The organism is Pseudomonas putida, assembly GCF_001976065.1.
Lineage (GTDB): Bacteria > Pseudomonadota > Gammaproteobacteria > Pseudomonadales > Pseudomonadaceae > Aquipseudomonas > Aquipseudomonas serbica.
Map to the genome: position 1 here is coordinate 13,908 of NZ_MNAH01000008.1, position 21,918 is coordinate 35,825.

The following is a 21,918-nucleotide window of genomic DNA, read 5'->3' on the forward strand; positions in this document are numbered from 1 at the left end:
CTCGCCAGAGGGGCTTTTTTTTAGATCAAAAGAAAACCCCCGACAAGCCAGGGGCCTGTCGGGGGTTTGCTGTTAGCGGCTCAGCTTATTGGCAAGCTTCGCAATCCGGCTCGTCGATGGCGCAAGCCTTCGGCACTGGAGCAGGACCTGCCGGAGCGGCCAGGACCGAATCGTCACCGTGGTTGCCGCCGCTGGAAACAGCGTTCAGCTTACCGGTGTTGATGGTCGACTTCTCGGTGCTGGTCGCAGCCAGGGCACGGAGGTAGTAAGTGGTTTTCAGACCACGGTACCAGGCCATGCGGTAGGTCACGTCCAGCTTCTTGCCCGAAGCGCCGGCGATGTACAGGTTCAGCGACTGGGCCTGGTCGATCCACTTCTGACGACGGCTGGCCGCGTCGACGATCCACTTGGTGTCCACTTCGAACGCGGTCGCATAGAGCTCCTTGAGTTCTTGCGGGATGCGCTCGATCTGCTGCACCGAACCGTCGTAGTACTTCAGGTCGTTGATCATGACCGAGTCCCACAGGCCGCGAGCCTTGAGGTCGCGAACCAGGTACGGGTTGATCACGGTGAATTCGCCCGACAGGTTCGATTTCACATACAGGTTCTGGTAGGTCGGTTCGATCGACTGCGAAACGCCAGTGATGTTGGCGATGGTCGCGGTCGGTGCGATGGCCATGATGTTCGAGTTACGGATACCTTTCTGTACACGGGCGCGAACCGGTGCCCAGTCCAGGGATTCCTTCAGGTCGACATCGATGTACTTCTGGCCACGCTGCTCGATCAGGATCTGTTGCGAATCCAGCGGCAGGATGCCCTTGGACCACAGCGAGCCCTGGAACGTCTCGTAGGCGCCACGCTCGTCTGCCAGGTCGCAGGAGGCCTGGATCGCGTAGTAGCTGACCGCTTCCATCGACTTGTCGGCGAACTCGACGGCAGCGTCGGAACCGTAAGGGATGTGCTGCAGGTACAGCGCGTCCTGGAAGCCCATGATGCCCAAGCCGACCGGACGGTGCTTGAAGTTGGAGTTCTTCGCTTGCGGCACCGAGTAGTAGTTGATGTCGATCACGTTATCGAGCATGCGCACGGCGGTGTTCACGGTGCGTTGCAGCTTGGCGGTGTCGAGCTTGCCGCCGACGATGTGGTTCGGCAGGTTGATCGAGCCCAGGTTGCAAACGGCGATCTCGTCCTTGTTGGTGTTCAAGGTGATCTCGGTGCACAGGTTCGAGCTGTGGACCACGCCGACGTGCTGCTGCGGGCTGCGCAGGTTGCACGGGTCCTTGAAGGTCAGCCATGGGTGGCCGGTTTCAAACAGCATGGACAGCATCTTGCGCCACAGGTCTTTGGCCTGGATGGTCTTGAACAGCTTGACCTTGCCCGGGTACTCGGTCAGGGCTTCGTAGTACTCGTAGCGCTCTTCGAAGGCCTTGCCGGTCAGGTCGTGCAGGTCCGGTACTTCGGACGGCGAGAACAGGGTCCACTTGCCGTCATCGAAGACACGCTTCATGAACAGGTCAGGGATCCAGTTGGCAGTGTTCATGTCGTGGGTACGACGACGGTCGTCACCGGTGTTCTTGCGCAGCTCGATGAACTCTTCGATGTCCATGTGCCAGGTTTCCAGGTAGGCACACACGGCGCCTTTGCGCTTGCCACCCTGGTTAACGGCAACGGCAGTGTCGTTCACGACTTTCAGGAACGGTACGACGCCCTGGGACTTGCCGTTGGTGCCCTTGATGTACGAACCCAGCGCACGAACCGGGGTCCAGTCGTTGCCCAGGCCGCCAGCGAATTTCGACAGCATGGCGTTGTCGTGGATCGCGTGGTAGATGCCCGACAGGTCATCCGGCACGGTGGTCAGGTAGCAGCTCGACAGCTGTGGACGCAGGGTACCGGCGTTGAACAGGGTCGGGGTCGAGGACATGTAGTCGAAGGACGACAACAGGTTGTAGAACTCGATCGCACGATCTTCTTTCTGTTTTTCTTCGATCGCCAGGCCCATGGCCACGCGCATGAAGAAAATTTGTGGCAGTTCGAAGCGAATACCATCCTTGTGGATGAAGTAACGGTCGTACAGGGTTTGCAGACCCAGGTAGGTGAACTGCTGGTCACGCTCGTGGTTGATCGCCTTGCCGAGTTTTTCCAGGTCGAAGTCGGCCAGGACCGGGTTCAGCAATTCGAATTCGATACCCTTGGCGATGTAGGCAGGCAGGGCCTTGGCGTACAGGTCGACCATCTCGTGGTGGGTCGCGCTCTCGGCGACACCAAGGAAGCCCAGGCCTTCGGCACGCAGGGTGTCCATCAGCAGGCGGGCGGTCACGAAGGAGTAGTTCGGCTCACGCTCGACCAAGGTACGGGCGGTCATCACCAGGGCGGTGTTGACGTCGGTCAGGGCCACGCCGTCGTACAGGTTCTTCAGGGTTTCGCGCTGGATCAGGTCGCCGTCGACTTCTTCCAGGCCTTCGCACGCTTCGGTGACGATGGTGTTCAGGCGGCCCATGTCCAGCGGCGCGAGGCTGCCGTCGGCGCGGGTGATGCGGATCGACGGGTGAGCGTCGACCGCTTGCTCGGCCGGAGCGTGGGCAGCGCGTTCTTTCGAACGACCGTCACGGTAGATCACGTAGTCGCGGGCCACTTTCTGCTCGCCGGCACGCATCAGGGCCAGTTCGACCTGGTCCTGGATTTCTTCGATGTGGATGGTGCCGCCCGATGGCATGCGACGCTTGAAAGTGGCAGTGACCTGTTCGGTCAGGCGCGCCACGGTGTCGTGGATGCGCGACGAAGCGGCAGCAGTGCCGCCCTCAACTGCGAGAAACGCTTTGGTGATGGCGACGGTGATCTTGTCATCGGTATAAGGAACGACAGTGCCGTTACGCTTGATCACGCGCAGCTGACCAGGCGCGGTGGCGGACAGATCCGAATTCGAATCAGCAGCCTGCGGCAAGGTGCCCTGCGGGTTCTCGCGAGTTGTGTCGGTTTGCATGGGGGGTCTCCACATTCTCTATGTTTGTTTGGGCACCATCACGGTGCCCACCGTTCTGTCCTGAAGCACTACAACCGACGTGGGTGTCGGGCATAACAACTTCGGGACAGTAGGAAAAAGGCTGATGAGGCCGTCCGTGCCGAAGTTTGGGTGCGAGCTTTTGCTCGATACCGCATTCCTTTTCAGGTGTCAGTAATGACTGCAACACCCGTACCGTTTTCCCCCACTTTGGGTCGAAATACAGTAGCCATCCGCACGCGCGGTTTGGTCTTCGAAAAATACGTTTGGTTCAACCGGAAAGACGTATGAAAAGCGCTTGAAATTGCTGTCCGGTTTGTGTTTGGTTTTTAGCGTAAAACCCTACATGTAGGGATTTTTGAATGCGCGGGCTACAAGATAATGCGTTTTGGGGGGCGAATGCAACGTGCTGCCTGTGGATAAACTGTGCGTAAATTGTGTGTGAAAGAGGGAACCGGCGTGTAGGCCGCGACCTAGCTGGATTGAAGCTTTTTTCAGTGATTTTTAACGGCAGAAAATGACTGATCAGAATTTTAAGGGCGCGAACCCTATCACAAAAAACGCTGTTCTCCGAACGCATTTACCGGCTTGTGTTCTGCGTGGGCGACGTTTATACAATCGGCCAGCATGTATGCAATTTATCCTCCCCTATCATTACAAAAAGACGGGCGGATCCTTCCTTATGAGCGTTTCTGGCAAGTAGAGGTCACCGGTGGAGCAAGAAGCCTGGCAGGTATTGATTGTTGAGGACGATCAGCGTCTGGCCGAACTGACGCGCGATTACCTGCAAGCCAATGGCCTGCGTGTCTCGATCGAAGGCAATGGTGCCCTGGCCGCAGCCCGCATCATCAAGGAACAACCGGACCTGGTGATTCTCGACCTGATGCTGCCGGGCGAAGACGGCTTGAGCATTTGCCGCAAGGTTCGCGACCGTTATGACGGCCCGATCCTGATGCTCACCGCGCGCACCGACGACACCGACCAGATCCTCGGCCTGGACCTGGGGGCCGACGACTACGTGTGCAAGCCGGTGCGCCCGCGCTTGCTGCTGGCGCGCATCCAGGCCTTGCTGCGACGCAGTGACGCGCCGGAAGCCATCCCGGAAAAACAACGGCGCCTGCAGTTCGGCCCGCTGGTGGTGGACAACGCCTTGCGCGAAGCCTGGCTGCATGACAACGGCATCGAACTGACCAGCGCCGAGTTCGACTTGCTCTGGCTGCTGGTTGCCAACGCCGGGCGTATCCTCTCCCGGGAAGAGATCTTCACCGCATTGCGCGGCATCGGCTATGACGGCCAGGACCGCTCCATCGACGTTCGCATCTCGCGCATCCGCCCCAAGATCGGCGATGACCCGGACCACCCGCGACTGATCAAGACCGTGCGCAGCAAAGGCTACCTGTTTGTCCCCGAGGCCTGCGTAGACCCGACCCTGTGAACTCGATCTTCCTGCGTATCTACGGCGGCATGTGTGCCGCGCTGATACTGGTGGCGGTACTCGGTGTGCTGGCCTTGCACCTGCTCAATCAGGTGCGCGGCGAGCAGTACCGCGAACGACTGGCCCACGGCACGTTTTCGCTGATGGCCGACAACCTGCAACCGATGAACCCGACCGAGCGCCGCCGGGCCCTGTTGGTGTGGGAGCGGCTGCTGGGGATTCCGCTGGCGCTGAAAACCTTTGCCCAGACCGACCTCGACCTGACCCAGCGCACCCGCGTATTGCGCGGCCAGGCCCTGGTGGAGCAGACCGGCCCGCATGCGGCCAGGGTTTATCGACTGGTCAGCGACAAAGAGCAGCTTGTTCTCACGGGTGAGGTCCAGCAGATCAGCGAACAACTCGCCCGGGCGACTATCTATCTGTTGGCGGACGAACTGGTGCGCTACCCCGTGGGCGAGCAACCGGTGCGCCTGGCGCAATTGAAGCAGGACAAGGGGTTTGGATTCGATTTGCGCCTCGTCACGGTCCAGGACGCCGACATGGACGAAGACCAGAGCCGTCGAGTGTCAGAGGGCGACACCGTGATGGCGCTGGGCAAGGAGGGCGATTCGATCCGGGTGTTCGCCGGCATGGTCGGCACGCCGTGGGTGCTGGAAATCGGCCCGCTGTACCAGATGAATCCTTATCCGCCTGAATGGCTGGTGCTGATTGCCGCCCTGGGGCTGAGCCTGATCGGCTTGATCGTGTATCTGCTGGTGCGGCAACTGGAACGCCGCTTGCGCGGGCTGGAAGCGGCAGCCACGCGGATCGCCAAGGGCAGCCTGGAAACCCGTGTGCCGGCGCGTGGTGCGGACTCGGTGGGGCGACTGGCGTCGGCGTTCAACGGCATGGCCGAGCACCTGCAACAGTTGCTGGCCATTCAGCGCGAGCTGGTACGTGCCGTGTCCCACGAATTGCGTACGCCGGTGGCACGTCTGCGGTTTGGCCTGGAAATGATCGGCTCGGCCAAGACCCCGCAAGACCTGGAAAAATACTGCGAAGGCATGGACCACGATATCGAGGACCTCGACCGTCTGGTCGACGAGATGCTGACTTACGCGCGACTGGAACAAGGCTCGCCCGCCCTGAACTTTCAGCGTATCGATCTGGATGCCTTGGTCAATCAAGTGATCGAAGAGCTGGCGCCCTTGCGCGCCGACGTCACGGTGCAGCGAGGATTGTGCCTGTCGGCCGCCGACTGCGACGACGCCTGGGTCGAGGCCGAGCCGCGCTACCTGCATCGGGCGCTGCAGAATCTGGTGAGCAATGCCATGCGCCACGCACAATCGCGGGTCACCATCAGTTATCAGGTGGGGCAGCAGCGTTGTCGGGTGGATGTCGAAGATGACGGGCCGGGGGTGCCGGAAATGGCCTGGGAGAAAATTTTCACGCCGTTCCTGCGCCTCGACGACAGCCGGACCCGAGCCTCGGGCGGCCATGGCTTGGGATTGTCGATCGTGCGGCGGATCATCCATTGGCACGACGGCCGGGCGTTGATCGGCAAGAGCAAGAGCCTGGGCGGCGCGTGTTTCAGCTTGAGCTGGCCGAGAAACCAGGAAAAGCGCTGAGCTCCCGGTCACCCGCAACGTCACAAATCCCTTGTAGGCGCTGGCTTGTCGGGTCGCCGCATCGCAGCGATGAGGTCCTGACAGACAGCAATAAACGTCAGGCCTTTATACTGACCAGACTCAACAACTGCCCATCCTTGACCCCGAACTGCGCATCCAGCTCGGTGCCGTTACGCCATTCACCCGACAGGTCAGTCAATAGCCGCAACCGCACCTCACCTGAATCGGTCCACTCCAGCACCTCGGCGTGTTCAAAGTAGAAACGTTGGCGCACGATCGGGTAGAGCGCCTTGAACAGGCTTTCTTTCACTGAAAAAGTCAGGGTGACCAGCAACGCCAGCTGATCGCGACGCCCGGCGGCCATGCGCTGCAGTTCCGGCGGGGTAAGGATTTCCCCAGCCAGGCGTTCGGCGCGCTCGACATTGAGCAGGTTTTCCATGTCCATTCCCAGCCCGCGCCAATGGGTTTTCTTCGCGACGATCGCCGCGGCCCGACCGGTGCTGTGGGTGATGGAGCCAGTGATGTGCGCAGGCCAGACAGGCGCCCGGTCATCGCCGATGGCCGGGCTGAAGTTCAGGCCTTCCAATTGTTGCAATGCGGCGCGGGCGCAGATCCGCCCGGCGAGAAATTCTGCCTGGCGCTTGGCGACCGAGCGCTGGATGCTCGCGGGTGCCTCAATGGCGCTGCGCTGGAAATCATCGCTGAGCAGTCGCGATGTATCGAAGTGGGTACTCAACAGCACCGCATCAGGCAGCACCACCGGCAGTGGCCAATGGGCATCGAGGGGCGTGCAGCAGACGGGCAGGGCGGGGACGGGATTCATGTCGGGCATTTTGCCGGGTTGCCTTGATGCTGGGTAGTCCTGATGCCAGGCATCGCGGGCGATGTGTCTCGCCCGCGATAGCCGTGCGGCGGTCGATCGTTTAGCCAAAGATCTTTTTGAAGAACGCCTGCATATCCGCCCACGAGCGTTCGTCCGCAGCCTTGTCGTAGCCGATATCCGGCCCACCGTGATCGCCATGGCTCAAGCGATCGGCGTCGGGATTGCTGAAACCGTGCTTGGCGCCGTCGAGGCTGACGAACCGGTAGTCGGCGCCGGCCTTGTCCATCTCGGCCTTGAAGGCAGCGACGTTTTCCGGGGTTACCAGACTGTCCTGGGCGCCGTGTTCAACGAGGATTTTCGCCTTGACGCTACCCGGAGTCGCTGGGGTATTGGTGACCAGCGCGCCATGGAAACTCACGACCCCGGCCAGGGGCACACCCTGACGTGCCGCGTTGAGCACCACGCCACCGCCGAAGCAGTAGCCGATGGCGGCCAGCTTGTGCGGATCGGTTTGCGCCTGTTGTTTGAGCAAGTCGAGTCCCGCCTGGAAGCGCGCGCTGGCGATCGCGTTGTCCTTGAGCACGGCTTGCATGAAGGCCATCGCATCCTTGGGGTGCTCGGTGTTCTTGCCATCGCCATACATATCGATGGCCAGAGCGCTGTAACCCAGGCCGGCGAGGTCGCGGGCGCGCCGCTTGGCGTAGTCGTTCAAGCCCCAGAACTCATGCACCACCACGACGCCAGGGCGCGGGCCTTTTATCGCGTCATCGTAAGCGTAATAGCCAATCATCCGGGTGCCGTCGCTACTTTGATAAGGGATTTCCTGAGTCTTGATGGTGGCCTGGGCCAGCCCGCTGGCGGCGAGCAAGAAGAGGGCGAAGAGCATGCGCATGGTCGGATCTCCTACAAGAAAATCATCAAACAGCTCAGTGGATATGGTTCAGCTCAGGTTAAGTGCGTGTTCAGGGTGAGTTCAGGGCGGCGTGAGTAATCTTGCCTCGTAGCCAAAACAACACGAACTCACGCACGAACTCACGAGGAGTTTCACTCATGACTGGATTCAAAAAATTGCTGCTGGCATTCACCGTTTTCGGCGCGAGCACCGCAGCGTTCGCTTCCACCGACAATTTCGCCAGCCTCACTTATGGGCAGACCAGCGACAAGATCAAAAAATCCCATGCCTTGAACGATAACCTCGACCGTCCGAACGCCGACGGCGTAATTGGCAAGGACAACACCTGGGGCTTGCGTCTGGGCCAGCAAAACAACCAAGGCCGTTACTACGCCACGTACGACAACGTGTCGGGATCGCACAATGGCATTAAACTGCGTCAGGAAAACCTGCTGGGCAGCTACGATCTGTTCCATCCGTTGGCTGCCAGCACCAAGCTGTTCGGCGGTGTCTCGGCCGGGTTGACCAAAATGACCCAGGAATCACCCGGCTTCAGTCGCGACAGCGACATCGGTTACGCCATAGGCGCACAGGCAGGCATTCTGCAACAGGTTTCGCAAAACACTTCGGTTGAACTGGGGTACCGTTACCTGCGCAGCAACGCCGGCACCGAAATGAGCGAGCGAAGTGGTAGCAAACAGGGTTCGCTGAGCTTGACCAGCAGCGCGCAGACCTACCTCTCAGCCAACTACGCTTTCTAAAACCGTGTGTGACAGGCTGCAGCGGATAAATCCAAGAGATTGATCCGCTGCAGCCTGTCAGTCATCGAGGTGCGTCGATGTGCCTCTGGAGTATTTGATTTGCCTGGGAGAGCGAAATGAAACTGCTGGTCGTCGAGGATGAAGCGCTGTTGCGTCATCACCTGCAAACCCGCCTGACGGATAGCGGCCATGTGGTCGAGTCCGTGGGCAACGCCGTCGATGCGCTGTATCAGACAGAACAGTTCAACCACGACCTGGCGGTGATTGATCTTGGGTTGCCGGGCATGGGTGGACTGGATCTGATTCGTCAGTTGCGCTCGCAGGGCAAGACCTTTCCTATCCTGATCCTCACAGCACGCGGTAACTGGCAGGACAAGGTTGAAGGCCTTGCTGCCGGTGCCGACGATTATGTGGTCAAGCCCTTCCAGTTTGAAGAACTGGAGGCCCGGCTGAATGCCTTGTTGCGTCGCTCCAGCGGATTTACCCAGTCAACGATCGTCGCCGGGCCGTTGCTGCTGGACCTTAATCGCAAACAGGCGTCCCTTGATGAGCAACCACTGGCATTGACCGCCTATGAATACCGGATTCTCGAGTATCTGATGCGCCATCATCAGCAAGTGGTGCCCAAGGACCGCTTGATGGAGCAGCTCTACCCGGACGATGACGAGCGCGATCCGAACGTGATCGAGGTGCTGGTCGGCCGTCTGCGCCGAAAACTCGAAGGTACAACCGGTTTCAAGCCAATCGATACGGTGCGTGGCCTGGGCTATCTGTTCACTGAGCGCTGCAGTTGATCGGTTCTCTTCGCGTTCGCCTGATGCTCGCCGCCACGATCCTGGCGGTTTTGTTCATGCTGGCGTTGCTGCCGGCAATGCAGGGAGCGTTCAGCCTGGCGCTGCAGGACGCCATCGAGCAGCGACTGGCGTCGGACGTCACCACGTTGATCTCTGCCGCGCGGGTCGAGAACAACCGCTTGCAGATGCCGGACCAGTTGCCCGATGAGCGCTTCAACCTGGCCGATGGCAACTTGCTCGGTTACATCTACAGCCGCGAAGGCCAATTGGTGTGGCGCTCGAAAGACACCCTTGAGGAGAACATCAATTACAAGCCGCGTTACGACGGACGCGGTAATGAATTTGCCAGGATTCGCCAGGACAATGGCCAGGAATTCTTCGTCTATGACGTCGAGGTCAAATTGCTGGGCGGCAAAAGCGCGGCGTTCAGCTTCGTCGCGTTGCAGCCAGCGCGAGAATACGATGCCACGCTCGACGGCCTGCGGGACAACCTTTACCTGGGGTTCGGTGCAGCCTTGCTGGTGCTACTGGCATTGCTATGGGCCGGCCTGTCGTGGGGGTTGCAGGCATTGCGCCGGCTGAGCCAGGAACTCGATGAGATCGAAAGCGGCACCCGCGAAAGCCTGAGTGAACAACACCCACGGGAATTGCTGCGCCTGACCGGCTCTCTCAACCGCTTGCTGCACAGCGAGCGCGAACAGCGTAGCCGTTATCGCGATTCCCTCGACGATCTGGCTCACAGCCTGAAAACCCCCTTGGCGGTGTTGCAGGGGGTCAGCGAAGACATGGCACAACGCCCTGAGGACCGGGATCAGGCCTGGGTGTTGCAGACCCAGATCGAGCGCATGAGCCAGCAGATCAGTTACCAGTTGCAACGCGCAAGCCTGCGCAAAAGCGGCCTGGTGCGCCATCAGGTACGCCTGCAGCCCGTGTTGCAGAGCCTTTGCGATACGCTTGACAAGGTCTATCGCGACAAACGGGTACAGGTGACCTTCGATTTGCCGGAGCAGTGCCTGGCCCCTATCGAACAGGGTGCCTTGCTGGAGATGCTGGGCAATCTGCTGGAAAACGCGTATCGGCTGTGCCTGAGCGAAGTGCGCATCAGCGTGCGTACCCTCAATGGCGTCGAGATATGCGTAGAAGACGATGGCCCAGGTGTCCCGCTCGATCAGCGCACGCGGATCCTTCAGCGCGGTGAGCGTCTGGACCGCCAGCATCCGGGGCAGGGAATTGGCCTGGCGGTGGTCAAGGACATCATCGAAAGCTATGGCGCAAAACTGACCCTGGGCGACTCACCCCTTGGGGGGGCGGCTTTCCGTATTCATTTCCCGCCGGTGTGATCGGCGATAGTTGCCAGTTGAACTCAGTTTTCCCGAGCCCGATAAGCCCCGGGCGTCAGCCCGGTCCACTTCTTGAACGCCCGATGAAACGCCGATGGCTCGGAAAAGCCCAGTTGCTCGGCGATCTGTTGCAAGGGCAGGTCGTTGCGGCCCAGGTGATAAATGGCAATATCCCTGCGCAGTTGGTCCTTCAACTCCTGAAAACTGGTGTTTTCTTCTCGTAGATGCCGACGTAGCGTTTGCGGGCTGATATGCAGGTGCGCAGCCACGGCCTCCAGATCCGGCCAGGGTGAGCGGTCGCTGCTGAGCAAGCGTCGCAACTGGCTGCTCAGGCTGTGGCCGTCATCCGGGCGGGATAACAGGTCGGCAGGCGAGCGCTCAAGGAACTGCTTGAGCGTGCGTTCGTCTTGCAGCAGTGGCATGTCCAGGTAGCGGGCATGAAACAGCAGGCTGCTCTGTTGTGCCGAAAACTCGAGCGGGCACGAGAACAGCAACTCGTATTCGGCGCCATGGTCCGGTCGCGGGTAACTGAACGTGGCGTGTTCCAGTCGAATACGCTGGCCGATCAACCAACTGGGGAAGCGATGCCAGATCACCAATAGACTTTCGGTGAGGAAATGTTCCGGGTCCCAGAGCTGCGAATCGTCCAGGCTCAGTCGAATCATTTCGTCTTCGCGCGTCAGCGTCAGGCGCGGAGCGTCCGGGAATAAGCTATAAAAAAATAGTCCGCGATGCAGTGCCTTATCCAGATTGCGGCAATGGATAACGGCATGACACATCATTGCGAAGCTGCCGGGCTTGCTGATACCACGGCCGAAACCCAGGTACTCGTCGTCCAGTGCCAGCCACAACGCCTGGACCAGCCGGGTGAATTGTTCTGGGGGGATGCGCGCCCGAGGCTCGTCGAGCAACTCGGGACTGATCCCCAACTGCTGCAACAGTTTCGAATAATCGTAGCCACGCCGTTGCGCGCCACCGAGGGCGGCACGGGCGAAATGACTGGCGATGGTGCGTTCGCGCATAGCAGGCAAGTCCGTCCATTGAGCGACGGATGGTAGCCGTGGTTGTTACGCAAGAACAAGGCGGATATCCGCCAGATTACCCGGCTTGATCCGATGAGTGGGCGGAAATCCGCCATTGCGCGAATGCGTTGCGATGAGTTGTAAAAACCTGCAGGCCTTGCTGGCAAAAGGCTTACAGGCTTTTCGCACAAGGTGGCACGGGCTTTGCGATAAGACCAGCAGATGCCTGCCGTCGAGCAGCTCGAAAAAACAAATCCCTCCAGTGCAGGAGGGTTCGCAATTGAGGTGAGGTAGGCAACAGTTGGATGTTGTCGCCGCGCACTCTTGAGGAACTTTGCAATGACGACTCGTCAGCCACTGTATAAATCCCTGTATTTCCAGGTGATCGTTGCAATTGTCATCGGTATCTTGCTCGGTCACTTCTATCCACAGCTCGGTGTGGCAGTAAAACCACTGGGTGACGGGTTCATCAAGCTGATCAAGATGATCATCGCCCCGATCATTTTCTGTACTGTCGTCAGCGGTATCGCCGGCATGCAGGACATGAAGTCGGTCGGCAAGACCGGCGGTTACGCATTGCTGTACTTCGAGATCGTTTCGACGATCGCGCTGCTGGTCGGCCTGGTGGTGGTCAACATCGTCCAGCCGGGTGACGGCATGCACATCGACGTGACCACCCTGGATGCCTCCAAGGTGGCACAGTATGTCGCTGCTGGCGCGGACCAAAGCGTTATCGGCTTCCTGCTCAACGTGATCCCGTCCACCATCGTCGGCGCATTCGCCACGGGCGACATCCTGCAAGTGCTGATGTTCTCGGTGATCTTCGGTTTCGCCCTGCATCGCCTGGGCGCCTACGGCAGGCCGTTGCTGGACCTCATCGATCGTTTCGCTCACGTCATGTTCAACATCATCAACATGATCATGAAGCTCGCGCCGATCGGTGCCTTCGGTGCCATGGCCTTCACCATCGGTGCCTACGGTGTCGGCTCGCTGGTGCAACTGGGCCAGTTGATGGCCTGCTTCTACATTACATGCCTGCTGTTCATCCTGATCGTGCTGGGTTCGATTGCCCGCCTGCATGGCTTCAGCGTGCTGAAGATGATCCGCTACATCCGTGAAGAGCTGCTGATTGTGCTGGGTACTTCCTCTTCGGAGTCGGTGCTGCCGCGCATGCTGATCAAGATGGAGCGTCTGGGTGCGCAGAAGTCGGTGGTAGGCCTGGTGATTCCGACCGGCTACTCGTTCAACCTCGACGGTACTGCGATCTACCTGACCATGGCTGCGGTGTTCATTGCCCAGGCCACCGACACTCATATGGATATCACGCACCAGATCACCTTGCTGGTGGTGTTGCTGCTGTCTTCCAAGGGTGCTGCAGGCGTGACCGGTTCGGGCTTCATCGTACTGGCCGCCACCCTGTCCGCCGTAGGCCACCTGCCGGTTGCCGGCCTGGCGTTGATCCTGGGTATCGACCGTTTCATGTCTGAAGCCCGTGCGCTGACCAACCTGGTTGGTAACGCCGTTGCCACCATCGTCGTGGCCAAGTGGGTCAAGGAGCTGGACACTGACGTGCTGCAAGCCGAGTTGGCCTCGGGCGGCCGTGGCATTGCCGACGAGCCTAAAGACGACGTTCTGGGCCATATCGAGGGCGCAACCCCGAGTAACGCCAAGTAAGTCCTGATGTAATGAAAAACCCGCTTCGGCGGGTTTTTTCATTCTGGCCAGTTGAGCGCAACGGTCAGCAAAACTGGCGCCCAAGGTGATTGCTGCAATCCGCCTGGCTGCCTAGTCTGGGGGATCGTCCATGGAGAATACTCATGACTGGTCCATTGGCCTCCCTCAAGATCCTGGATTTTTCGACGCTGTTGCCAGGGCCGTTCGCCTCATTGTTGCTGGCCGACATGGGCGCGGAGGTGCTGCGCATCGAATCACCCACCCGCATTGACCTCCTGCGCGTGCTGCCACCCCACGACCGGGGCGTATCGGCCAGCCATGCCTACCTCCATCGCAACAAGCGCAGCCTGGCGCTGGATCTCAAGCAGCCGCAGGCCCTGGAAGTGATCAAGTCGTTGCTCGCAGACCATGACATCGTCCTGGAGCAATTCCGCCCCGGTGTCATGGAACGATTGGGGCTGGGTTATGAAGCCTTGAAAGCGATCAATCCCCGGCTGATCTATGTTTCGATCACCGGTTACGGCCAGACTGGCCCCTACAAGGACCGCGCCGGCCATGACATCAACTACCTGGCCCTGGCCGGGCTTTCCAGCTACAGCGGTCGCGCCGACAGTGGGCCGCTGCCGCTGGGCATGCAGGTAGCAGACATCGCCGGTGGCTCACTGCACGGGGTCATCGGCTTGCTGGCGGCCGTGATTGCACGCCAGCAAACCGGGCAGGGCCAGCATCTGGACGTGAGCATGACCGATTGCGCGTTCAGCCTGAACGCCATGGCGGGTGCCGGGTACCTGGCCTGCGGGGTCGAGCCGGGTAGGGAAGAGCAGATGCTCAATGGCGGCAGCTTCTACGACTATTACCGCTCCCGGGATGGGCGCTGGTTGTCGGTGGGCAGCCTGGAACCGGGCTTCATGAAACAGTTGTGCATGGCGCTGGGGCTGGAGGAGTGGGCGAGCCTGGGCTTATCGGTGCAGCCTGCACCGCAGCACCAGCTCAAGGAAGCGTTGAAGAGCGAGTTCGAAAAGCATGACTTTGCCGACCTGTGTGCGCTGTTCGCCGAGCTTGATGCCTGTGTCGAGCCCGTCTTGAGCCTGGGGGAGGCGGTGCGGCATCCGCAGTTGCAGGCGCGGGAAATGGTGACTGAAGTGCCGCGGGGGGATGGTTCGAGCCAGGCGCAGATGGCGTGCCCCTTGAAGTTCTCGCAGGGGTTGCCTGAGCCTCGGCATATTGGCGCGGCGCTTGGCCAGCATACCGATCAGGTGTTGGGGGAGTTGGGGTTCAGTGCGCAGCGGATTGAGGCACTGCGGCGTGCCAAAGTGATTCTGTAGGAGCGGGCTTGCCCGCGAATAGGCCGGCCCAGCCACCACAGTTCCCGCTACTCAATCCGCATTTCCCCACTGTACACCAGGGTATTGCGACACCGCCGACACAAATACCGCCGCCCCTGACGCACCAGGCCATGACGCTGTGCCGAAAACGGGAAATCGCTGTCGGCGCACGGGCACTTGTAGATGTAACGGGTCACGCTACGGCGTTTGACGTCGTAGGTGTGGCAGCGGTTGGGCGGCAGTTCGTAAACACCGCGCATGATCAGTTGCCACTCTTCGCCGTGAGGCTGAATGCGGTCGCCGAACAATTGATGGGCGATCAGGTGCGCGACTTCATGGGCGACGGTCTGCTTGAGAAAATCTTCGGTGTTTTCCCGGTACAACTGCGGGTTGAAACGCAGAAGGTTCTCGTGCAGATGCGCGACACCGGCTTTCTGCCCACGCAGCTTGAGGCTGACCACAGGGCGTTTGAAAGGTCGTTTAAAAAAGGATTCGGCTTGTTGAAAACAGTCTTCGACGCGGATGTTGAGTTGCTCGGGCATGCTTGATGGATCTCCAGATCAGTCGAGTATGCCGCAAGCCCGGGGCCTTGCGAATCGGCGAAGCGCCGAATGGTCTTCAGCGTTCTTTGTGCCTGGGCATTAAAAGGCCGCCTTGCGGCGGCCCTGTGTCGGCAGATCTGATTTTTTTGTGGTGAGCTGTTAATTGGTATAGACCGGCCCCACGCCGAGTCCCCAGACAATCACGGTGAACGCCATGATGGCTACCAGCACCACCAGGCCTACGGCGAGCACCGAACTTGAAAACAGGAAGCCCTCGTCAGATGGAATGTTCATGAAGGTTGGCAGCCCCACGTACAGCAGGTAAACCGTGTAGCAGATGGCTGCCGTGCCGACGACCATCCCCAGCCACAGGTGGGGGTACAGGGCCGCGAGGCCGCCGACGAACAGCGGCGTAGCGGTATAGGTTGCGAACGCGATGCAGCGTGCGAGGCTCGGATTGGCGTCATAGGTGCGGGCCATCCAGTGGATGAACGCACCCATCACCGCTACACCGCCGAGCATCGCCAGGTACGACATGACTGTCATCCATAGTGCGCTTTCCACGGTCAGCATCACCGGGGGGCGATTGCCGATGACCCAGCCCACCTGCGTGGTCCCGATAAAGGCCGAAACCGCCGGTATCGCCGCCAGGATCAGCGTATGGGTCAGGTACATGTGGCTGATACTTTCTTCCTGATCGCCACGAATCTCTTTCCATTCTTGGTCAGGGTGGGTGAAGAGCCCCACTACGTGATGGATCATGCCAGTCACTCCTCTTGTTTTTACCGTCGCCCCCCAGTGGAGCGCCCTACGGGCCAACGTGGCCAAGTAAGTAATAGGTCTGTATGTGAATGCGACCTTATGTCGCAGTATAGGAAGGTCTTAACCCTACAGGGGGTAAGGCTTAGAGCAAATTGCGCTGTAAAGCGCCGGGGTAATCGCTGTTGTATCTGTAGGGCGCGCGATCCGTCGGGGCACTACGCCCTTGAAAGGTTTTTGCGTAAAATGCCCGCCTTTCGTCACACCTCACGGATTTCGCGTCATGGGCACTCTTACGGTCAACCAGAACAAACTGCAAAAGCGCCTTCGCCGACAGGCCGGTGAGGCAGTTGCCGATTTCAACATGATTGAAGACGGTGACAAGGTCATGGTCTGCCTGTCCGGCGGCAAGGACAGCTACACCATGCTTGATGTGCTGATGCACTTGCAGAAGGTCGCGCCGATCAAGTTCGAGATCGTGGCCGTGAACATGGACCAGAAACAGCCGGGTTTCCCCGAGCATGTGCTGCCGGCTTACCTCAAGGAGCTGGGCATCGAGTACCACATCGTCGAGAAAGACACCTACTCGGTGGTCAAGGAGCTGGTTCCGGAAGGCAAGACCACCTGTTCGCTGTGCTCGCGCCTGCGTCGTGGCACGCTCTACACCTTCGCCGACGAAATCGGCGCGACCAAGATGGCCCTCGGTCACCATCGCGACGACATCGTCGAGACGTTCTTCCTGAACATGTTCTTCAACGGCTCGCTCAAGGCCATGCCGCCAAAATTGCGTGCCGATGACGGGCGCAACGTGGTGATCCGCCCGCTGGCCTACTGCAACGAGAAGGACATCCAGGCTTACTCGGACCTCAAGCAGTTCCCGATCATCCCGTGCAACCTCTGCGGCTCCCAGGAAAACCTGCAACGCCAGGTGGTCAAGGAAATGCTGCAAGACTGGGAGCGCAAGACCCCGGGCCGCACCGAAAGCATTTTCCGCAGCCTGCAGAACGTGATCCCGTCGCAACTGGCGGATCGTAACCTGTTCGATTTCACCAGCCTCAAGATCGACGAAAGCGCCGCTTCGCGCTTCGTCAATGTGGTCAACCTCTAAACAAAATTGTGGAAGCGGGCTTGCTCGCGAAGGCGTTGTGTCAGTCGACAACAATGTTGAATGACGCACCGCCTTCGCGAGCAAGCCCGCTCCCACAGGTTTTTGCTTCGTTTTAATTCTTGGGAGAGGGCATGCGCGATTACAAGTGGCTGAACGAATACTGTCTGAACCGCTTCGGTTCGGCCGCTGAACTGGAAGCCCATCTGCCCCTGCCCAAGACCCCGGCGCAATTGCGTAAGATCAGCGATGACCGCTACCTCTCGACCATGGCATTGCGCGTCTTCCGCGCCGGGCTCAAGCACAGCCTGGTGGACGCCAAGTGGCCGGCCTTCGAAGAAGTGTTCTTCAGGTTCGACCCGGAAAAAGTCGTGCTGATGAGCGCCGAGCACCTGGAACGGCTGATGCAGGACACGCGGATCATCCGCCACCTGGGCAAGCTCAAGAGCGTGCCGCGCAATGCCCAGTTCGTGCTGGACGTGGCCCATGAGCAGGGCAGCTTCGGGGCGATGATCGCCGATTGGCCGGTGACCGATATCGTCGGGCTGTGGACCTTGTTGAAAAAACGCGGCCATCAGTTGGGCGGGTTGTCGGCGCCGCGCTTCTTGCGCATGGTTGGCAAGGACACCTTTGTGCCGAGCTACGACGTAGTGGCGGCGTTGAATGCGCAGAAGATCGTCGACAAGGTGCCAACCAGCTTGCGCGACCTGGCATTGGTGCAGGATGTGTTCAACCAGTGGCATGAACAAAGTGGCGGGCGGCCGATGAGCCAGATTTCGATGATGCTGGCTTACACAGTGAATCATTAAGCCGCCCGCAGGCTGGCTCCCACATCACAAAGCTCCTGCGGGAGCCAGCCTGCTGGCGATTGCAATCTCTCAGGCGACGGAGATTTCGCCCTCGCCAGCCAACTTGCGGTTCAACTGATACCGCCACCGCACATACAACAGTGCCGAACAGAACACCGCCAGGCTCGCGGCCATCTCCAGCACGCCGAAGACCTGCCGGTTCGGGTCATAAGCGGCCAATGCGCCCTTGATGAAGTACAGGTTCACCACAAAGCACATCCATGAATGTCCCCGGGCATTGCCGACAATCATGCCCGGCGCCAGCAACAGCAGTGGCACCAGTTCAATCAGCAGGATCACCCACGGCCGCGCACCGTGCAGGTCGGCGACCATCAGGTAGTAAACGCAGAGCAATCCCACCAGGCCAAAAAAACACAGCAGGCTGATAACGCGCATGGCCCGAACCCGTGGTTCGAGCCATTCGATGGCGGGCAGGACCTTCGGCTTCTTGGCCACCCTCAACCCTCCAGTTTCAGTGCAGTCTTGGCCAGGCGCATGCCCAGGGCCCGGCACAGCGCCACTTCATGGGCATCCAGGCCGCTTTTGCCATCGGCACCGGCGTGATGGCTGGCGCCGTATGGCGTACCGCCGCCCTGGGTTTCCAGTAGCGCCGACTCGCTGTAGGGAAGGCCCGTGATCAACATGCCGTGGTGCAACAACGGCAGCATCATCGACAGCAGCGTGGTTTCCTGCCCGCCATGCAGGCTTGCAGTGGAGGTAAACACTCCGGCGGGTTTGCCCACAAGGGCGCCGGTCAGCCACAGGTTGCTGGTGCCGTCGAGAAAGTACTTGAGTGGCGCCGCCATGTTGCCGAAGCGGGTCGGGCTGCCCAGCGCCAGGCCGGCGCAGTTCTTCAGGTCATCGAGGCTTGCGTAGAGCGCGCCTTCCTCCGGGATATCCGGCGACACGGCTTCGCACTCGGTGGAAATCGCCGGTACCGTGCGCAGGCGGGCTTCAAGGCCGGCCTGTTCGACGCCACGGGCAATTTGCCGGGCCATTTCATTGGTCGAGCCGCTGCGGCTGTAATAGAGCACCAGAATGTACGGCGCACTCACGGCAACAACTCCAGGACCTGCTCTGGCGGACGGCCGATGATGGCCTTGTCACCGACTTCGAGAATCGGTCGCTCCATCAGTTTCGGGTGGGCGGCGATGGCAGCGATCAACTGCGCCTCGCTCAGGCTGCTGTCGGCCAGGTTCAGGGCCTTGTATTCGTCTTCGCCGGTGCGCAGCAGTTGGCGGGCACTGATCCCGAGTTTGCCCAGCAGGCTCTGGATTTGCGCGGCGTCCAGCGGCGTTTCCAGGTAGCGGACCACCGTCGGGGTCAGGCCGCGGGCTTCTATGAGTTCGAGCGCACCGCGGGATTTCGAGCAGCGCGGGTTGTGATAAAGCGTCAGATCGGTCATGAGCGGGTCGCATCTTGCGTAAGGTGGCGGCTATTCTAACTGGGCAGCGCGTAATCCTGAACCTTGGCAGGCGATGGGGCGCACGCGCATTCAATTCTGGACAAGGAACATGACATGACAAGGCGACTGGCAGCGGCATTGACGATTATCGGGGCGTTGATGCTGGGGGGCTGCGGTAACGACTACGGGATCGATCAGAACGGACAGAAGGTCGCCGCCGAGCGCCTGGACGGCAAGTGGCTGGTAATCAATTACTGGGCCGAATGGTGCGGGCCGTGCCGTACCGAGATTCCGGAGTTGAACACACTGGCCGAGCAACTCAAGGACAAGAAGATCGGCGTGTTCGGGGTCAACTTCGACAATGTGCAGGGCGAAGAGCTGAAAAGTGCCAGCGAGAAACTCGGCATCAAGTTCACCGTGCTGGTGCAGGACCCTTCCGAGTTGTTCGATCTGCCGCGCAGTGAGGCGTTGCCGGTGACCTACATCATCGATAACAAGGGCAAGGTGCGGGAACAATTGATGGGCGAGCAGACGGCGGCGGGGGTGGTGGCCAAGCTCGAAGCTTTGCAGGCGACTAACTGATGATCGTTCCCGCGATCTGCGTGGGAACGATCATCCAGGCGGGATCAACCCTCTTCCAGCCACCAGCGTAGCGGCTTGCCTTCAGCAGGCCAGAAACGCATCTGGTCGATCGACGAGACGTCCCAGCGCTGCACGCCTTCCAGTGCCTGGAGGAAGCGTTTTTCCTGCTCCATCAGGGCCGGCGCACAGAGTTTGCGGGTGCTGCCGATCTTGCCGAAGCTCAGCTTGTGGCCTTCCAGGGTGTACGGCGCGAACCAGTGGTTGCAGCCGCCGTTGCCGTAGGCGCGACCGTCTTCACCCAGGGTGATGGTCAGGTGGCTGTAATCCATCAACGGACGTTCGCCGATCCATTCCAGGATGTAGCTGCGGTTTTGTTCAAGTTGCACCGGTTCGGCGGCGCAGCCCAGCAGGCTTGCACCCACCATCGCGGTCAGAGCGAGGCGTTTCATCACGCAGACTCCTGGCATTTTGGGCACAGGTGCTTGTCACCCACGGTGGTCCAGCCCAGCTCGGCAATCCGCGCGGTGGCGGCAGGCTTTTCGGCCTTGTTGCCCAGCTTGGCGTCAACAGCGAACTCGAAACTCAGCTCCTTGGCGCAGCTGTCGCAGTTCACCTGCCAGGTATGGATCGCCAGTTCGCCGAACACCGGGCCACTGGCCACTGCGACCCATTGACCCGGCGGATTGATCAGGTGGCGAACCGTTTCGACGGTCAGGCGCATGGACAAGTCCTTGGCGCCCTTGAGGGTCACGACCAGCACGTCGTTGTTACGAATCGAGCCGCCGTTGCCGGTGACCTGATAACGCCCCGGCACCAGGGCGCGGCATTCGGTGAGGGTGTGTTGCGGGTTCATCAGGGTGTAGCGGAAATCGTGTTCGACCATGGGTCCTCCAAATATGCGCGATATGCTAGCACGGGCATACGCGCAGCATGGTGCGGGCATATGACCTTCGATCAGGTTCAACCACCCTCGACCTGATTCTCCGGGGCCCCGGCCGTCCAGGCCGCGATGTTCTGCAAGGTGGTCGCGGCAATCGCGCCCAAGGCTTCACGGGTCAGGAAAGCCTGGTGCGCCGTGACGATCACGTTGGGGAAGGTCAGCAACCGTGCCAATACGTCGTCCTGCAACGGCAGATCGGAGCGGTCCTCGAAAAACAATTGGGCTTCTTCTTCGTACACATCCAGTCCCAAATAACCGAGTTGACCGCTCTTCAAAGCATCGATCAGCGCAGGGGTGTCGACCAGGCCGCCGCGGCCGGTATTGATCAGCATGGTGCCTGGCTGCATGTGCGCCAGGGATTGGCGGTTGATCAAATGCTTGCTCTGCTCGTTGAGCGGACAGTGCAGGCTGATGATCTGCGACTCGGCAAGGAGCTGTGGCAAGTCCAGGTAGCGGGCGCCAAGGGCTTCGACCTGCGGGTTGGGGAACGGATCGTAGGCCAGCAGTTGGCAGCCGAACCCATTCATGATTTTCGCGAAGGTCGCGCCGATCTGCCCGGTGCCGACCACGCCGACGGTCTTGCCCACCAGGTCGAACCCCGTCAGCCCGTGCAGGCTGAAATCCCCTTCGCGGGTGCGGTTGTAGGCGCGGTGCAAGCGGCGGTTGAGTGCCAGGATCAGGGCGACGGCATGCTCGGCCACGGCGTGGGGCGAATAGGCCGGGACGCGCACGATCGCCAGCCCCAGGCGCTTCGCTGCCGCGAGGTCGACATGGTTGTAGCCCGCCGAGCGCAGGGCGATCAGGCGTGTACCGCCTGCGGCCAGGCGTTCGAGTACCGGGGCGCCGAGGTCGTCATTGATGAAGGCGCAGACCACCTCGTGATGCTCGGCCAATGCGACGGTATCGAGGCTCAGGCGTGCCGACTGAAAGTGCAATTCGATACCGGGCGGCAGATTGGCGGCGAGAAAGCTGTCGCGGTCGTAGGTCTGGCTGCTGAATAGAATCGTGCGCATGGGTTCTCCCTGAATGTCCTGGCGTTTCGCACCTACATTATTCGCCCATGCAT

Annotated in this window: 22 protein-coding genes; 10 read left to right on the plus strand and 12 right to left on the minus strand. The window is 60.2% G+C overall.

Features of this window, described 5'->3' with window-relative positions:
• Positions 1–85 precede the first annotated feature (85 nt).
• The gene (locus tag BKX96_RS23755) at positions 86–2,980 is read right to left on the minus strand and encodes a ribonucleoside-diphosphate reductase subunit alpha (RefSeq protein ID WP_077185607.1); all 2,895 of its coding nucleotides are present in this window, start codon (positions 2,978–2,980) and stop codon (positions 86–88) included.
• 730 nt (positions 2,981–3,710) lie between these two features.
• On the opposite strand from BKX96_RS23755, the gene BKX96_RS23760 reads away from it, so the two are divergent.
• Positions 3,711–4,433 carry a winged helix-turn-helix domain-containing protein gene (locus BKX96_RS23760; protein ID WP_046817748.1) on the plus strand — a complete coding sequence of 241 codons (723 nt, stop codon included), beginning with the start codon at positions 3,711–3,713 and terminating at the stop codon, positions 4,431–4,433.
• Complete coding sequence (locus BKX96_RS23765; protein WP_046817747.1) at positions 4,430–6,040, plus strand: ATP-binding protein; 1,611 nt, start codon at positions 4,430–4,432, stop codon at positions 6,038–6,040. Before BKX96_RS23760 ends, BKX96_RS23765 begins: the two co-directional genes overlap by 4 nt.
• Before the next feature lie 97 nt (positions 6,041–6,137).
• Here BKX96_RS23765 and BKX96_RS23770 read toward each other — a convergent pair whose 3' ends face one another.
• Both BKX96_RS23770 and BKX96_RS23775 read right to left on the minus strand, forming a co-directional pair.
• Entirely contained in the window at positions 6,138–6,863 is a 726-nt protein-coding gene (locus tag BKX96_RS23770) for a 4'-phosphopantetheinyl transferase family protein (protein WP_201343614.1), read from the minus strand.
• A gap of 100 nt (positions 6,864–6,963) precedes the next feature.
• On the minus strand, positions 6,964–7,755 hold the full coding sequence (locus BKX96_RS23775; protein WP_046817745.1) for a dienelactone hydrolase family protein: 792 nt from the start codon (positions 7,753–7,755) through the stop codon (positions 6,964–6,966).
• Positions 7,756–7,913: 158 nt separating this feature from the next.
• Between BKX96_RS23775 and BKX96_RS23780 the strand changes: the two genes are divergently transcribed.
• From BKX96_RS23780 to BKX96_RS23790, 3 genes are all read left to right on the plus strand, one after another.
• Positions 7,914–8,516 (plus strand): hypothetical protein, encoded by a 603-nt coding sequence (locus tag BKX96_RS23780; protein ID WP_077185608.1) that lies wholly within the window; start codon positions 7,914–7,916, stop codon positions 8,514–8,516.
• 116 nt (positions 8,517–8,632) lie between these two features.
• The gene (locus tag BKX96_RS23785; RefSeq protein WP_077185609.1) at positions 8,633–9,310 is read left to right on the plus strand and encodes a response regulator transcription factor; all 678 of its coding nucleotides are present in this window, start codon (positions 8,633–8,635) and stop codon (positions 9,308–9,310) included.
• Complete coding sequence (locus BKX96_RS23790) at positions 9,307–10,650, plus strand: ATP-binding protein (RefSeq protein WP_046817742.1); 1,344 nt, start codon at positions 9,307–9,309, stop codon at positions 10,648–10,650. The genes BKX96_RS23785 and BKX96_RS23790 overlap by 4 nt, the downstream gene beginning before the upstream one ends.
• A gap of 23 nt (positions 10,651–10,673) precedes the next feature.
• Here the strand turns inward: BKX96_RS23790 and BKX96_RS23795 are convergent, their stop codons facing one another.
• Complete coding sequence (locus BKX96_RS23795) at positions 10,674–11,672, minus strand: AraC family transcriptional regulator (RefSeq protein WP_077185610.1); 999 nt, start codon at positions 11,670–11,672, stop codon at positions 10,674–10,676.
• Positions 11,673–12,011: 339 nt separating this feature from the next.
• Between BKX96_RS23795 and BKX96_RS23800 the strand changes: the two genes are divergently transcribed.
• Complete coding sequence (locus BKX96_RS23800; RefSeq protein ID WP_046817740.1) at positions 12,012–13,346, plus strand: dicarboxylate/amino acid:cation symporter; 1,335 nt, start codon at positions 12,012–12,014, stop codon at positions 13,344–13,346.
• 143 nt (positions 13,347–13,489) lie between these two features.
• A complete protein-coding gene (locus tag BKX96_RS23805) occupies positions 13,490–14,671 on the plus strand; it encodes a CaiB/BaiF CoA transferase family protein (protein WP_077185611.1) in 1,182 nt (393 codons plus the stop codon).
• A gap of 47 nt (positions 14,672–14,718) precedes the next feature.
• Here the strand turns inward: BKX96_RS23805 and BKX96_RS23810 are convergent, their stop codons facing one another.
• Complete coding sequence (locus BKX96_RS23810; RefSeq protein WP_077185612.1) at positions 14,719–15,213, minus strand: SprT family zinc-dependent metalloprotease; 495 nt, start codon at positions 15,211–15,213, stop codon at positions 14,719–14,721.
• A 159-nt stretch (positions 15,214–15,372) separates the two neighbouring features.
• Positions 15,373–15,975: a Yip1 family protein gene (locus BKX96_RS23815; protein ID WP_046817737.1), complete on the minus strand. Its 603-nt coding sequence runs from the start codon at positions 15,973–15,975 to the stop codon at positions 15,373–15,375.
• Between the two features lie 280 nt (positions 15,976–16,255).
• Between BKX96_RS23815 and ttcA the strand changes: the two genes are divergently transcribed.
• Both ttcA and BKX96_RS23825 read left to right on the plus strand, forming a co-directional pair.
• The gene (gene ttcA / locus BKX96_RS23820; RefSeq protein WP_046817736.1) at positions 16,256–17,080 is read left to right on the plus strand and encodes a tRNA 2-thiocytidine(32) synthetase TtcA; all 825 of its coding nucleotides are present in this window, start codon (positions 16,256–16,258) and stop codon (positions 17,078–17,080) included.
• 131 nt (positions 17,081–17,211) lie between these two features.
• Entirely contained in the window at positions 17,212–17,886 is a 675-nt protein-coding gene (locus tag BKX96_RS23825; protein ID WP_046817735.1) for a DNA-3-methyladenine glycosylase I, read from the plus strand.
• 69 nt (positions 17,887–17,955) lie between these two features.
• Here the strand turns inward: BKX96_RS23825 and BKX96_RS23830 are convergent, their stop codons facing one another.
• Genes BKX96_RS23830 through arsC form a run of 3 tightly spaced genes read right to left on the minus strand, consistent with a single transcriptional unit; the run spans position 17,956 to position 19,330 of the window.
• A complete protein-coding gene (locus tag BKX96_RS23830) occupies positions 17,956–18,381 on the minus strand; it encodes a DUF2069 domain-containing protein (protein WP_046817734.1) in 426 nt (141 codons plus the stop codon).
• A 2-nt stretch (positions 18,382–18,383) separates the two neighbouring features.
• Positions 18,384–18,980 carry an NAD(P)H:quinone oxidoreductase gene (wrbA, locus tag BKX96_RS23835; RefSeq protein ID WP_046817733.1) on the minus strand — a complete coding sequence of 199 codons (597 nt, stop codon included), beginning with the start codon at positions 18,978–18,980 and terminating at the stop codon, positions 18,384–18,386.
• Positions 18,977–19,330 carry an arsenate reductase (glutaredoxin) gene (arsC, locus tag BKX96_RS23840; RefSeq protein ID WP_046817732.1) on the minus strand — a complete coding sequence of 118 codons (354 nt, stop codon included), beginning with the start codon at positions 19,328–19,330 and terminating at the stop codon, positions 18,977–18,979. The genes wrbA and arsC overlap by 4 nt, the downstream gene beginning before the upstream one ends.
• A gap of 114 nt (positions 19,331–19,444) precedes the next feature.
• On the opposite strand from arsC, the gene BKX96_RS23845 reads away from it, so the two are divergent.
• On the plus strand, positions 19,445–19,912 hold the full coding sequence (locus BKX96_RS23845) for a TlpA disulfide reductase family protein (RefSeq protein WP_077185613.1): 468 nt from the start codon (positions 19,445–19,447) through the stop codon (positions 19,910–19,912).
• A 44-nt stretch (positions 19,913–19,956) separates the two neighbouring features.
• On the opposite strand, the gene BKX96_RS23850 is transcribed toward BKX96_RS23845, so the two are convergent.
• The 3 genes from BKX96_RS23850 to BKX96_RS23860 form a co-directional block, all read right to left on the minus strand.
• Positions 19,957–20,361, minus strand: a complete 405-nt coding sequence (locus BKX96_RS23850; protein WP_046817730.1) for an META domain-containing protein — start codon at positions 20,359–20,361, stop codon at positions 19,957–19,959.
• Positions 20,361–20,795, minus strand: coding sequence for a hypothetical protein (locus BKX96_RS23855; RefSeq protein ID WP_046817729.1), 435 nt, complete (start codon positions 20,793–20,795; stop codon positions 20,361–20,363). Before BKX96_RS23855 ends, BKX96_RS23850 begins: the two co-directional genes overlap by 1 nt.
• Before the next feature lie 77 nt (positions 20,796–20,872).
• On the minus strand, positions 20,873–21,865 hold the full coding sequence (locus BKX96_RS23860; protein ID WP_077185614.1) for a 2-hydroxyacid dehydrogenase: 993 nt from the start codon (positions 21,863–21,865) through the stop codon (positions 20,873–20,875).
• Positions 21,866–21,918: the final 53 nt, after the last annotated feature.

Excerpts from the sequence above, each read along its gene's own strand:
- BKX96_RS23755 (WP_077185607.1), bottom strand. The coding sequence starts at position 2,980 with ATGCAAACCGACACAACTCGCGAGAACCCGCAGGGCACCTTGCCGCAG.
- BKX96_RS23770 (WP_201343614.1), bottom strand. The coding sequence starts at position 6,863 with ATGAATCCCGTCCCCGCCCTGCCCGTCTGCTGCACGCCCCTCGATGCC.
- BKX96_RS23775 (WP_046817745.1), bottom strand. The coding sequence starts at position 7,755 with ATGCGCATGCTCTTCGCCCTCTTCTTGCTCGCCGCCAGCGGGCTGGCC.
- BKX96_RS23780 (WP_077185608.1), top strand. The coding sequence starts at position 7,914 with ATGACTGGATTCAAAAAATTGCTGCTGGCATTCACCGTTTTCGGCGCG.
- BKX96_RS23785 (WP_077185609.1), top strand. The coding sequence starts at position 8,633 with ATGAAACTGCTGGTCGTCGAGGATGAAGCGCTGTTGCGTCATCACCTG.
- BKX96_RS23795 (WP_077185610.1), bottom strand. The coding sequence starts at position 11,672 with ATGCGCGAACGCACCATCGCCAGTCATTTCGCCCGTGCCGCCCTCGGT.
- BKX96_RS23800 (WP_046817740.1), top strand. The coding sequence starts at position 12,012 with ATGACGACTCGTCAGCCACTGTATAAATCCCTGTATTTCCAGGTGATC.
- BKX96_RS23805 (WP_077185611.1), top strand. The coding sequence starts at position 13,490 with ATGACTGGTCCATTGGCCTCCCTCAAGATCCTGGATTTTTCGACGCTG.
- BKX96_RS23810 (WP_077185612.1), bottom strand. The coding sequence starts at position 15,213 with ATGCCCGAGCAACTCAACATCCGCGTCGAAGACTGTTTTCAACAAGCC.
- BKX96_RS23815 (WP_046817737.1), bottom strand. The coding sequence starts at position 15,975 with ATGATCCATCACGTAGTGGGGCTCTTCACCCACCCTGACCAAGAATGG.
- ttcA (WP_046817736.1), top strand. The coding sequence starts at position 16,256 with ATGGGCACTCTTACGGTCAACCAGAACAAACTGCAAAAGCGCCTTCGC.
- BKX96_RS23825 (WP_046817735.1), top strand. The coding sequence starts at position 17,212 with ATGCGCGATTACAAGTGGCTGAACGAATACTGTCTGAACCGCTTCGGT.
- arsC (WP_046817732.1), bottom strand. The coding sequence starts at position 19,330 with ATGACCGATCTGACGCTTTATCACAACCCGCGCTGCTCGAAATCCCGC.
- BKX96_RS23845 (WP_077185613.1), top strand. The coding sequence starts at position 19,445 with ATGACAAGGCGACTGGCAGCGGCATTGACGATTATCGGGGCGTTGATG.
- BKX96_RS23850 (WP_046817730.1), bottom strand. The coding sequence starts at position 20,361 with ATGAAACGCCTCGCTCTGACCGCGATGGTGGGTGCAAGCCTGCTGGGC.
- BKX96_RS23855 (WP_046817729.1), bottom strand. The coding sequence starts at position 20,795 with ATGGTCGAACACGATTTCCGCTACACCCTGATGAACCCGCAACACACC.
- BKX96_RS23860 (WP_077185614.1), bottom strand. The coding sequence starts at position 21,865 with ATGCGCACGATTCTATTCAGCAGCCAGACCTACGACCGCGACAGCTTT.